The sequence below is a fragment of the Pantoea sp. C8B4 genome (genome assembly GCF_051336905.1).
Classification (GTDB): Bacteria; Pseudomonadota; Gammaproteobacteria; order Enterobacterales; family Enterobacteriaceae; genus Pantoea; species Pantoea rwandensis_B.
Map to the genome: position 1 here is coordinate 162,702 of NZ_JBGMNK010000001.1, position 12,359 is coordinate 175,060.

General features: G+C 55.7%; 10 protein-coding genes. 9 read left to right on the top strand and 1 reads right to left on the bottom strand.

Going from position 1 to position 12,359, the window contains the following annotated elements; genetic code table 11:
* Nucleotides 1–1,149 (bottom strand): efflux RND transporter periplasmic adaptor subunit, encoded by a 1,149-nt coding sequence (locus tag ACCW76_RS00740; RefSeq protein WP_045832052.1) that lies wholly within the window; start codon nt 1,147–1,149, stop codon nt 1–3.
* Nucleotides 1,150–1,952: 803 nt separating this feature from the next.
* Here ACCW76_RS00740 and ACCW76_RS00745 point away from each other — a divergent pair.
* The 9 genes from ACCW76_RS00745 (at nt 1,953) to ACCW76_RS00785 (ending at nt 12,353) form a co-directional block, all read left to right on the top strand.
* Complete coding sequence (locus tag ACCW76_RS00745; protein ID WP_436337456.1) at nt 1,953–4,247, top strand: type VI secretion system Vgr family protein; 2,295 nt, start codon at nt 1,953–1,955, stop codon at nt 4,245–4,247.
* Nucleotides 4,247–6,541, top strand: a complete 2,295-nt coding sequence (locus ACCW76_RS00750; RefSeq protein ID WP_436337457.1) for a DUF2169 family type VI secretion system accessory protein — start codon at nt 4,247–4,249, stop codon at nt 6,539–6,541. The genes ACCW76_RS00745 and ACCW76_RS00750 overlap by 1 nt, the downstream gene beginning before the upstream one ends.
* A gap of 2 nt (nt 6,542–6,543) precedes the next feature.
* On the top strand, nt 6,544–7,629 hold the full coding sequence (locus tag ACCW76_RS00755; RefSeq protein WP_436337458.1) for a pentapeptide repeat-containing protein: 1,086 nt from the start codon (nt 6,544–6,546) through the stop codon (nt 7,627–7,629).
* The gene (locus ACCW76_RS00760) at nt 7,616–8,224 is read left to right on the top strand and encodes a DUF3540 domain-containing protein (RefSeq protein WP_436337459.1); all 609 of its coding nucleotides are present in this window, start codon (nt 7,616–7,618) and stop codon (nt 8,222–8,224) included. The genes ACCW76_RS00755 and ACCW76_RS00760 overlap by 14 nt, the downstream gene beginning before the upstream one ends.
* Before the next feature lie 11 nt (nt 8,225–8,235).
* Complete coding sequence (locus ACCW76_RS00765; protein WP_436337460.1) at nt 8,236–8,616, top strand: DUF4150 domain-containing protein; 381 nt, start codon at nt 8,236–8,238, stop codon at nt 8,614–8,616.
* 134 nt (nt 8,617–8,750) lie between these two features.
* Nucleotides 8,751–9,254, top strand: coding sequence for an SH3 domain-containing protein (locus ACCW76_RS00770; RefSeq protein WP_436337461.1), 504 nt, complete (start codon nt 8,751–8,753; stop codon nt 9,252–9,254).
* Nucleotides 9,254–9,745 carry a type VI secretion system lipoprotein TssJ gene (gene tssJ / locus ACCW76_RS00775; RefSeq protein ID WP_436337462.1) on the top strand — a complete coding sequence of 164 codons (492 nt, stop codon included), beginning with the start codon at nt 9,254–9,256 and terminating at the stop codon, nt 9,743–9,745. Before ACCW76_RS00770 ends, tssJ begins: the two co-directional genes overlap by 1 nt.
* Before the next feature lie 19 nt (nt 9,746–9,764).
* Nucleotides 9,765–11,108: a type VI secretion system baseplate subunit TssK gene (gene tssK / locus ACCW76_RS00780; protein WP_436337463.1), complete on the top strand. Its 1,344-nt coding sequence runs from the start codon at nt 9,765–9,767 to the stop codon at nt 11,106–11,108.
* Nucleotides 11,109–11,129: 21 nt separating this feature from the next.
* Nucleotides 11,130–12,353 carry a DotU family type VI secretion system protein gene (locus tag ACCW76_RS00785; RefSeq protein ID WP_436337675.1) on the top strand — a complete coding sequence of 408 codons (1,224 nt, stop codon included), beginning with the start codon at nt 11,130–11,132 and terminating at the stop codon, nt 12,351–12,353.
* Nucleotides 12,354–12,359 lie beyond the last annotated feature (6 nt).

A 12,359-nucleotide genomic window follows, 5' to 3' on the forward strand; every position in this document is an offset into this window, starting at 1 on the left:
TCAGTTACCCTCGCTGGTCGCGGCTTTATCGTTTGGCGTCACTTCCACGGCTTTAACACTCATGCCCGCCTGCACTTTTCCCGTGCCTTCAACAATCAACTTGTCACCACTATTGAGGCCAGAGGTGATCAGCCACTTATTCCCGATCACGCGATCGGCAACCACTTCACGGCTTTCGACTTTATTCTCTTTATCGACCACCAATGCCGTGGCGTTGCCTTTGGCATCACGGGTGATCCCCTGCTGCGGTGCCAGGATCGCATCGGATTTTACGCCGTTCGTCACATTGGCGCGGACATACATGCCTGGCAGTAGCTCATGTTGCGGGTTAGGGAAGATAGCGCGCAGCGTCACGGTGCCAGTGGCTTCATCTACCGACACCTCCGTCAGTTCCAGTTTGCCCGGATGGTCATAAGCACTGCCATCTTCGAGTTTCACCGTCACAGGCACGGCATCAGTGCTCTGCTGTAAGGAAGCCTGCTGACGCTTCAGTTTGAGCAGTTGGACGCTGGATTGCGTCAGATCGACATAAATGGGGTCGAGAGCACGAATTGTCGCCAGTGCAGTGGTTTGACTGGCGGTCACCAGCGCACCTGGCGTCACCGATGAAATGCCAATACGACCGCTGATCGGCGCTTTGATTTGGGTGTAATTCAGATTGATGCGCGCACTTTCTACAGCGGCACGATATTGGTCCACCGATGCCACGTTTTGCTGATAGGTTGCCAAAGCATCATCAGCATCCTGACGCGACACGCCGTTCTCTTTCACCAAAGCAGCATAACGCTCCGCTTTTAATTTGCTGCTTTTTACCAACGCCTGCGCGTTCTTTAATTGCGCGAGCGCTTGATCGTAACTGGCCTGATAGCTGGCCGGGTCGATCTGATATAACACCTGCCCGGCTTTCACTTCGTCGCCTTCGGTAAACAGGCGTTTCAGGATAATGCCTTCAACCTGCGGACGAACTTCGGATGTCATACTGCCGGTCACACGTCCGGCAAGTTGGCTGTCCAGCGTAACCGATTCGTTTTGCAACGTTTTCACACCCACTTCCGTTGTGGTGGCGTGGGTTTGCTGATTGCTGCTTTGATCGCAAGCGGCGACTAACATCACCAGTCCGGCGATCACACTGCGCTGAAAATTCTTCATGAATAACCCTGTAGTGAACGTTCATTCTCAATCTGAAGTCTATCAAACTCGCATCACCGCAACTGTCAGGAAAATGAAAAGAGTCAGATTATGGATTAGCTTTAGGTGCTACAGGTGCCAGAGGCCACAACGTTCCTTCCACTCGCAAATCGCAAAAAAGTCATTTGGAAACATGAGAATCTTTCAATATAAGAATGAAAAATTGTCAGGTTACAAAACAACAACAGATATGTACAAAAATTTCCATCGCATCAGGATTATTTGATGTGAATTTGCGTTATATCACACCTATATTCTATTTTAATTATTGGTGACTTTAAGAAATGGCACATGAACAAATAACTCCCCGTTAATGTCGCGGAGGATATCTTCCCTTATTAACATCATAACCTGTTGCTTTATTCCTCCCCATCATCCATCTCACCCATGGTGCATATTGGGTCATAATAAAAATTTATTTTTCAATTCAAATTAAAGTCATAAAGAAAATACCACTTCCCTTTACCCGCCTGCAGAGCAATATCCATGGGGGGATCGCTATTTGTCATACTAAAGATGACAATAAAAATAATTGCGTTATGTTTTCGTTAGAAAAGTGTTTAGGAAGTTTCTTATCTTCACACGGGCCAGCAAATAATATAAAAACGTTGAAAGTTTTGTAAATTCGAGTCAATACACAGAGCCTCCATTTAAACGGAATTAAGTGCTCATCGGTTTTTATTGCCGTTTTATTTCAGGGTGCAAAATAAGATTATTTTGCGGTCCGTGCGGTAGCCATGCCGAAATAAAAACAAAGGGTGATTATGGATCGTGTCGTCGTTGCGCATTCCCCGCTAGGTGAATCACTGTTATTCAAAAGCATGACAGGCCATGAGGCATTGTCGTGCCTTTATCAATATGACATTGAATTTCTTAGTAAAGATAACAGCATCGCGTTACCCGACTTGTTAGGTAAACCATTAACGCTGGAGTTAAACCCACGTCCCGGCGTCACACGTTACCTGAGTGGCATTATTACGCGCATGGCATTTGTTGGGCACGAGAAGCATCGGGAAGAATATTATACTTATCGTGCGGAGGTCAGACCTGAATTATGGTATCTGACACAAAATCGCGGCTTCCGTATTTGGCAAAAACAATCCGTAAAGCAAATCATCGAAACGGTCTTGAATGACGCTGGCATTATCTTTGAAAATAAGCTCACCGGTAGCTATCGCGAATGGGAATTCTGCGTGCAGTATCAGGAAAGCACCTTCGATTTCATTCAACGATTGATGGAGCACGAAGGAATCTATTTCTATTTCGAGCACGCCATGGATAAACAGACGCTGATTCTGGCAGATGATCCCTCTGTTCATCACCCTTTTACCGGCTATGACTGCATTGAATATCACCAGGCCGCAGCAGGCGGATATGTCAATGATGAAAGCATCAATATCTGGCAAGCCAGCGCGGCTATTTCCCCCAGCCTTTACCAACACGATGATTACAATTATCTGGAAAGTAATGCTGATCTTTCCGCAAACGGTCAGATCGGTCAATCACACGCAGAAAAAATAGCCACTCAGCGCGAATGGCCGGGACACTATACGCAACAAGGTGATGGGCAAAATTACGTCACGGTGCGTCAGCAGGAATTTGCGGCGCGCCAGCTGGAATCCGATGGCGTGGGCGATGCCTTTGGACTGGCACCCGGCTATACCTTTGCGCTGATCAAGGCCCCACGCGCCAGCGATGAAGGTCAATCCTTTTTGATTACCGCCGTGGATTACCAACTGGTGGAAAACAGTTACGCCAGCAACGACGAAGACTTTACGCGCCACTGCTTTACCTTTCGCGTGGTGCCCGCCACGGTGAACTGGCGACCGGCACGCAGCACGCACTGGCCGCGTACCAGTGGCCCGCAAACGGCTGTGGTGGTCAACGCCCCCGATGCCAGCAAAGGCGATAACAGCACGGTGGCCACCGACGAATACGGTCGCGTGCGGGTGAAATTCCTGTGGTTTAAACCCGATAACGAGGCGGATCTCTACTCCTGCTGGTTACGTGTGGCCAGTGGGTGGGCAGGCAGTCAGCAAGGGTATTATCAAATTCCGCGCGTCGGTGAAGAAGTGGTGGTGGATTTCATTAACGGTGATCCGCACAGGCCAGTCATCACCGGTCGCGTGTTCAATAATCTGCAAACTCTGCCGGTGGGCGAAAGTCTGTTATCCATTGGCAGTGAAGGCGATATCGCCGATAGCGACACGATTACGGCTGAAGCCGCCTCATCCTGGTCATGGTCAAAAAGCGGTTTCTGGACGCGCTCCGTGGGAAACAGCGATGCCAGCAACGGCAATTTTATCTCGTTCGAAGATTTATCAGGCGAAGAGTCGCTGGATATTCATGCGCAAAAAGATCTCAACCTCTCGGCAAACAATGCCATCAAGATTTATGCCGCTAAAGAGGGCGATGGTGCGCTGAAAATTTGGGCTCCCGGTAAAGTGACGATTCACAGCAATGACACGGTGTCCACCAGCGCCCCCACCACCTACCACACCTCGCGCGGCAGTTACTACACGGTCACCGGCGCGAACTTCACCACAACTGGTATCGGCCTGACCATCAACGGCGTCAATGGCACGGTGAACGCGGTGAGCAACGTGGCTGCCACTACCACCGATTTTGCGGTGAAGGGCTTAAGCATGGATTACACCTACATCAAGCGCAGCAAAACCCAGGTCGAATACAAAGCCGATCTGCAACGCTTCGAGCAGGTGCCGTTTTACACCCTTCGCACCAACATGATGTCAATCATGAGTGGCGCGGTGAGTGAAGGCCTCGGTAATACCTTGCAGGAGAAGATCAAAAAGCTCACCGATGAGCGCGATGCGCGCAAAACCATCAAGCAGGAAGCCGACGATAAGAAGAAAACGGATTGGGAGAAGCAGCGCGAAGAGAAGGTGACGCAGAAAAATAACCCGCAGACGCGTGAACAGGCCGAGCGTGAGAATAACCGCGACGGCCAGAACAACAACAACAACAACAACAACAACCAGAATGATAATCCGCCTGCTGATGAAAACGATCCCACCTTCAATCCGTGGGCGGATGCGTAATGCAAATTATCAAACCGTCGCATCTCAGCGTACTCTCCCGCCCCTATCGCTGGCAGCAACAGGATTATCTCGGTGTGGCGGTTATCGCGCTGCTGGATATGGCGCCTCAGCCTGCGCTGCGTGATGAGCAAACGCTGTGGCAGCGCGTCAGTGAAACGCTGCAATCACCCGATGGCGTGCTGGATATGGCGATCCCCAAACAGTGCGCGGAATTTCTCGTCAGTGGTTATGGCTACCCTGCCGCGGGCGAATCCGAATGTGAGGTGGTGATTCAGGTGGCCGGGTTGCGCAAACAGCTCACCGTCGGTTCGGATCAGGTCGCCCCCTTGCACGCGATATCGATGGTTCATCCGATGCGCCAGGCCTTAATGGGCAAGAATTATGACGACTCGTGGCTGCAGCATGATTATCCCGGGTTCCCGCGTGATACCGACTGGCGGGTATTTAATCAGGCCCCTGCGGATCAGTGGTGGTCAGAACGCGATACCCTGCCACGCGGTGCTGAGTGGCGCATTGAGAACATGCACCCCGGCCAGCCGTTACAACAGGGAAAATTACCGCTTTGGCAGGCCTGTGCGTTTGTGACCCGTCGTCGTCAGGATGGCGTGTTGTTTGAAACCGTGACGATGCGCGCCACCACCCTGCACTTTCTGCCGCACTGCAACGAGCTGCTGGTGATTTGGCATGGCCGTTGCCCCATAAACGAAGATGATGCATTTGATGTGAAGTCGCTGATGGTGGCTCTGGAGCGGGATGAAGCACCGCGTGGAGAGGAGCATTATCGCCACGTTCACCAGTTGCGCAGTACCGATGCCGATGCCGCACTGCATGCACTCCGCGAAAGCGATCTCATTGATGGGGCGATTCTCGCCAACACCCGCACCCCATCGTTCAATCGCGATCCCGGCCCTTTGCTGCAAAACCTTAATCGCTATGAACATCAGCAGCGCCAGCAGTTCGATCAACCGGTGCCGGAAAGCAGCCTGCATAAATTCGCGATAGAAGACGATTTAGCCGGCCAGTTGGCGCGGCAGGAAGCCGAAGGTGAGCAGCAGTATCAGCAGATGATGACGCGCTATCAGCAGGAATCACAACGCACTCACGCGGCATCCTTACCGATGCCCGATGGCGCAAGCCAGTATCGCCAGCAGCGCGACGAACTGCATGCCAATCGTCATCTACTCGGCCCGCGTGACAAAGACATTGCGCACAGCGAACAGGCCCTGCTCGACAGCTATCGCCTGACCGCACAGCAACAGCCTTCCGCGCCACGCCTCAGCCTTGCCGCCTCAGACTCTCAGCGTCAACAGCTCATCGCCTGCATGCGCGGCGACAAAGACGCGCGTGGTTGGGATTTGACCGGAGCCGACCTTTCCGGGCTGGACCTGCGCGGCATTGATCTGGAAAACGCGCTACTGGAAAACACCGATTTCAGCCACTGCCAGCTGAACGGCGCCGATTTGCGCGGCGCAGTACTGGTTCGTGCTGAGTTCTATTACACCAGCCTGACGCACTGCCTGCTAGACGGAGCCAACCTGGCGCAAGCGCAGTGCTGGCACAGCGATTTTAGCGACAGCAGCCTGTGTGAAGTCGAACTGGACGCGTGCCAACTGGAACACTGCCGTTTCGAGCGTGCGCTGTTGCGTCAGCTGTTTGTACAGCAGGCGACGATAGCCCACTGCAACCTGCAACATGCCCTGATTGATCGCTGCGATCTGATGAATTTGTCGCTGGAGGCCCTGGATTTTAGCCACGCGCAGGTTGTCCAGAGCAACCTGATTCACTGCAGGTTAAATGCGGTGCGTTTTCAACATGCTAACGCGCACAGCATGGCGCTGGTGACCTGTACTTCATCCGATCTCTGCTTTGACGATGCACAACTGAAACAGTGCGTGTTCACCGCGCAGAGTCAGTTGCCCCAGGCACATTTCCGTCGAGCCCAACTGACTGAATGTAACCTGCGCGACATCGACTTACAGGCGGCTAACTTCGATCAAGCCACGCTGCACAACAGCGACCTCAGCGGTGCCAATTGCCGTGGTGCCAGCCTGCGATTGATGCGCACCCACAATAGCCGTTTTGTCCGCACCGATTTCCGCGCCGCGTGGCTGACCGGCAGCCTTCTGCTCGGTGCCGATTTGCAGAAAAGCCAGCTCGCCGGCTGCGATCTCAGTGATTGCAATCTGTTCCGCGCGGATTTGTCGCAAACCCATGCTGATTCTCACACCCGCTTCGAGGATGCGCTGACCGACAGCATGAAAACGCTGCCGCGTCGTCGCGAACATCAGGTATAGCCATGACGCCAACTCAAATTCAGCACGCCATCAAGCAAGGTCAGATCATCCATGCGATTGCCCCCACTGCGCGTCACTTCGCCGGCATGGATCTTTCCGGGGGAAGTTTTATCGCCGTCGATTTGAGGGGAGCCGATTTTCGCGGCTGTAATTTACATGAAACGCAGTTCAGCGAATGCCAACTTGCCGGGGCGCAGTTTGATCAGGCGCAGCTGCGCGAGACGCTGTTTAGCCAATGTCAGATGGTCGCCACACAGTTCAGCGGCTGCACGCTAACCGACTGTCTGTTCAATCAGTGTCAGTTGATGGAAAGCGACTTCAGCGAAACTATCCACATCAACAGCCAATTCAATAAAGGCGACCTCAGTGACAGCAGTTTCCTGCTGGCATCGCTGTTTCAAAGCGGTTTTATCGAGCTGTCGGCCTACCAGATGCTGCTACGCCATGCCAGTCTGGAACAATGCACGCTGATGAGCCTCGACCTGCGCCGCAGCGATTTGCACAGCAGCCGCTTTGCGCTTTGCACCTTCTATCAATGCGATATGCGCGGCGGCGACTACCGCCAGCAACATTTTGCCCGCAGCCAGTTCACCGCCAGCCAATTGGATGAAGCCAGTTTTCAGGGCGCAGAACTGACGCAGTGCAATTTCAGCCAGGTATCGCTGCGCGCGGCGGATCTGCGCAACGTGCAGGCCTCGCAGGCGCTGTTTACCGGCAGCGTGATGAGCGAAGCACGCTGTCAGCAGAGCAACTTCAATCAGGCCATTTTTATGCAGGCGCAGCTGGACGATGCCGATTTCAGCCACTGCCAATTACAGCGCGTAGTGCTGCAACAGGCGCGGGCCGAGCGCACTAACTTTCAGCACAGCCAGTTGCACTACGCCGATTTCTCCTATGCCACGCTGGATCACGCCGATCTCCGTGACGCGCACTTTGCGCACACCCGCTTGCATCGTGCCAGCCAGCAGCAGAGCCACTTCTCCAGCCGTGACGGCATCGTTGAACAGGATGACGCGCTGTTTGCCGCTGAAAACTGGCAGCCGCACACGCGGTTAACCCCCCACGAGGATCACCATGAACCACGCTGAAAAAACCGTTGCCATGCCGCTGGATCTCCCGTTACAGGCCGAGGGGCAGGTGTTGAGCATCGATGCAACCGGCTCCGTTCAGGTGCTGATTGAAGGCCGCCGCTGGCACGGACAACGCGCCGCCAGTTGCCTGCTTACGCCACAGGTGGATGACCGCGTGCTGATGTGTCGCGCCGGAGAGCAATTGTGGCTATTGGCGGTCCTGGTACGCAGCCAACCGCAGCAGGCCGCTGAGCTGCACTGCGAAGGCGAATTAACCCTCAGCACCAGTCAGAAATTAACGCTGCGCAGCCCACAGTTTCAGTTGGCCGCGCAGCACGGCGACTGTCAGATCGACGAACTGAACTATCGCGGAGAAAAAGTCGCCCTGTGGGTGTCGCTCAGTCGTTTGTTTGGACAACGCTGCGAAAGTGTCTGGGAGAGTCTGAGTCAAATCAGTCACCACCTGCTGCGCCGCACCACCCACACCGAACAAGTGCGGGCGGGCCAGCTGGATATCAAAACCAGCCAGCTCACCCGTTTGCGCGCGCCGACCACTTTGATCAGTAGCGAAGCACTGACGCGTGTCGACGGTAAACAGATTCACATGGGCTAAGAGGGAACAGCATGTTTGCAAATTGTCAGTGTGGTGGCACCGATCAGGCGATTGCCGATGTCTGCAAAACCCCGGCACCGGTCACTTTCGTCAATCTGGCTCTCGGTAACACCGCTGTGCCAACGGCCAGCACGGTGCTGTTCGCCGGTATGCCTGCGCACAACCTCTCCACGATCACGCCAATCACCCAGGGCGATGAAGCGGGCGTGCTGGGCGGTGTGATTTCAGAAACTTTTATGGGGCTGTCGCGCCACCTCACGGGCTGCAACTCTCTTTTAATCAACGGCATGCCCGCCACGCGCATGGGCAGCGTGACGCAACAGAACGTGGCCAACGCGCCCGGCGTACGCATCAGCCCGAGCCAAACCACGGTGGCATTGCTGGCGACATAGTCTTGCACATGGCGAAACAACCCGGGAAATCGCGCAATCAACGGTGCTGCTTACGGCGAAAAGCGCCACCGCACGCCGCGACCACTGCGTACCCCTTTTGAAGACTGATGTTTTTACACAGGACGTTGATAAAAATGACAACACTGCACAGCAAACTGCCCTTTCTCGCTGCCCTTTTTGCCACCGCCATCACGGCCGGCTGCAAAGCGCCGCCTCCCATTGTGACGGCGGATACCCTTGAAACCAGCACCGTCAACGCGGTACCGCTGGTGCATATGCACATCATCCAACCCCCACACCAGTTCACACCGGTCAACGCCGCATATCGCACCCTCTATCCGGCATCACTCATGAACCGTCCCGACTTCAGTGGGCTGCGTATGGAGACGCTGGAAGCCGGTGCCACGCTGCAAGTTCTGGGCGAAGTGGAGAACAGCTGGCTGGCCGTTTCAACGCAAGATAACGGCCAACTCAGCGGTTATATCCCTTATCGCGCAGCCGTGACGGCCGATCGCTACAGCGCCACGGTGAAGGCACAGGCCGCGCGTCCTCGTCGCGCCCAGCAGCAGTGTATTGGCGTGGGCTCGGGTGACCAGGCGTGCCGAAAAGGCAACTCATCCACTTGGATTATTCAGTAATGAAGGCGCGTATCGCGGTGCTGTGCGGGCTGCTGCTGTTGCTCAGCGGTTGTATGTCGTCGTCACGCCAGGTCCCAGCCAACTGGCAATTGACGCTGAACGGTGCGTCGAACGCCAACAACGGCGCGCCGTTAAAAGTGCGGGTCTTTGTGCTGCGCTCGGATGCCAATTTCCAGTCGGCCGACTTCTACTCGTTGCAGAACAACGCATCAACGGTGCTGGGCGCGGATCTGCTGGATACCCAGCAACGTTTTCTGACCTCACAGCAACCCCAGCAAACCCTGAGCGGCACACCGTCACTTGAGGCGCACTATCTGGGGGTGATCGCCGAATACGCCACGCTTAACGGCAAAGCCTGGCGCGTCGTGGTACCGCTGCCCGCCCCCACCGAAACCAATTTCTACAAGTTCTGGCAATTCTCGCCCGATGCACTGCACGGCCAGGTGAACGCCACCGCAGCCGGTTTGCACCTCACGGCAAACGACGATTAAACGGAATCAGGAAGGCGCTATGCACACCGCAGACAAGGTGATTTGGAGTGAAGGGATGTTTTTACGTCCTCACCATTTTCAGCAGTCGGAACGCTGGCTGGAAGCGTACAGCCGCAGTTGGGGCAAGCTACAGTGTCCGTGGCACTGGGGCTTTATGACGCTGACGATTGACCAGGCACTGTTGCGTCAGGGCAAACTGGCGATTGCTGAAGCCAGCGGTCTGCTGCCCGATGGCACGCCCTTTGTGATTAACGGCGCTGAAAATGGCCCGGCACCGCTGGCGCTGAGCGACGTGCAGGAGCCGATTGACGTGGTGCTGGCCTTGCCGGAACAGCGTCAGGGTCAGACTGAAGTGATCTTCAGCGATGCCAGCGATTCACTGGCGCGTTATCTCAGCCAGGATCGTGAAGTGGACGATCTCAATGCCTCCTCGGTGGGGCGCGCGCCGATGCAGTTTGGTCGCCTGCGTCTCTGCCTGATGCCCGCGGCTGATCTTAACGCAGAATGGACCGCCGTCGGCGTGGCGCGAGTCAAGAGCAGCGGCAGCGATCGCGCCCTGACGCTCGACACCGATTACATTCCCCCGCTGCTCAACGGTCATGTCTCCCCGACCATCACCGCTTTTCTTAACGATATGCACGGCCTGCTGCAACAGCGCAGTGAGCAAATGGGCGAACGATTGCAGCAGGCGGGACGCGGCGGCAATACCGAGATGATCGATTTTATGCTGCTGACGCTGATCAACCGCTACATCGGTCAGGTGGCGCACAGCCGCCGCTTGCCGCAGTTGCATCCCGAGCGCCTGTTCAGCGAGTGGTTACAGTTTGCCACTGAACTCTCCAGCTGGTCACCGTCGCGCCGCCCCGGCGAGCAGTTACCGGTGTATGACCACGATAACCTCTATCTCAGCTTTAGCCGTCTGATGATTCAACTGCGCCAAAGCCTGTCGCTGGTGATGGAAGAGAATGCGCTGCAGCTGACGTTAACCGAACGCTCACACGGCCTGTACGTGGCGACGGTGTCCGACGTCAGTTTGATTCGCGATTACGGCTTTGTGCTGGCAGTGCGCGCCGATTTGCCGGGTGAAATGCTGATCACCCACTTCCCGGCACAGATGAAAATCGCCCCGGTAACGCGAATCCGTGACCTGGTGCAGTTGCAGTTGCCCGGCATTGGTTTACGCATCATGCCCGCCGCCCCAAGGCAAATCCCCTGGCACTCAGGCTACGTCTACTTCGAGCTGGAGCGCAGCGGTGATTTGTGGCAGCAGATGGCGAAAGCCGAAGCCTTTGCGCTGCACCTCGCGGGCGAATTCCCCGGTCTCGACCTGCAACTATGGGCGCTGCGTCATGCGCGCAATTAAGCACGGAGAAAAGCGATCATGATGCAGCCGCAGTCACTGAATGGCGAACTGGAAACCGCTTCAGCCCATGAGAATCCGCTGGTGGCGATTGCCAATCCGTTGATCAATTCCATTGCGCAGCTTCGCCATTCGGTCAGCCACGACAATCCTGCGGGCCTGCGTCAGCAGTTGATCGACCTGGTGCGCCGCTTTGAAGTGGCCTGCCAGCAGGCGCAATTGCCGTATGAGACCATCGTCGGTGCACGTTATTGCCTGTGCACTTCGCTGGATGAAGCAGCAGCCCTCACGCCGTGGGGCAGTCGCGATGTCTGGCCGCGCAGCGGATTACTGGTCACCTTCCACAACGAAACCTGGGGAGGCGAGAAGTTCTTTCAACTGCTGGCGCGCCTGACACAGCATCCACAGCAAAACATCCTGTTGCTGGAGCTGATGAACGCCTGCCTGCTGCTCGGCTTTGAAGGTCGCTATCGCATCATGGAGAACGGCCGTACGCAGCTGGAAACCCTGAAACTGCGCCTGCTGCAGTTGATTCGATCAGTGCGCGGTCCTTACCCACCTCCGTTGTCACCGCAGCCGCTGGATGAACCGGTACAACTCAAATTGTGGAAGCCGCTTATCCCGCTGTGGAGTTTTGCCGCCCTGCTGGCACTGCTGGGGTGCGCGGTGTACATCGCGTTGAACTGGCGACTCAACCACTTCACCGCGCCAGTACTCTCTGCGATTTATCAAACCGATGTGCCGAAAGTGGATATCGCCCGCCCGGCGGCACCTGCAGCACCGACGCTGGATCTGCGTCACTTCCTCGCGCCTGAGATCGCCGAAGGGTTAGTGACGGTCCGTGACGAAGCCACCCGCAGCGTGGTGCTGCTGCGGGGTGACGGCCTGTTTGACTCAGCTGCCACTAGCATTCGCGATCGTTATCGCCCGGTGATCCGCCGCATCGCGCAGGCGATGGACAACGTCAACGGTCAGATTCGCGTCAGCGGTTACACCGATAACGTGCCGATTCGCAGCGCGCGCTTCAACTCGAACTATGCCCTGTCGCTGGCGCGTGCCCAGTCAGTACAGGAGATGCTGGCGCAGGATCTGCAGCAGCCGCAGCGCATCATCGTTGAAGGTCGGGGTGAAAGTAACCCGCTGGCACCGAATGATTCTGCCGCCAATCGTGCGCGCAATCGTCGCGTTGAAATCACCCTGCTGGTTGCGCCTAAACAGACAGAAACCGAACTCAACAGCGTGCATTAAAAGGAA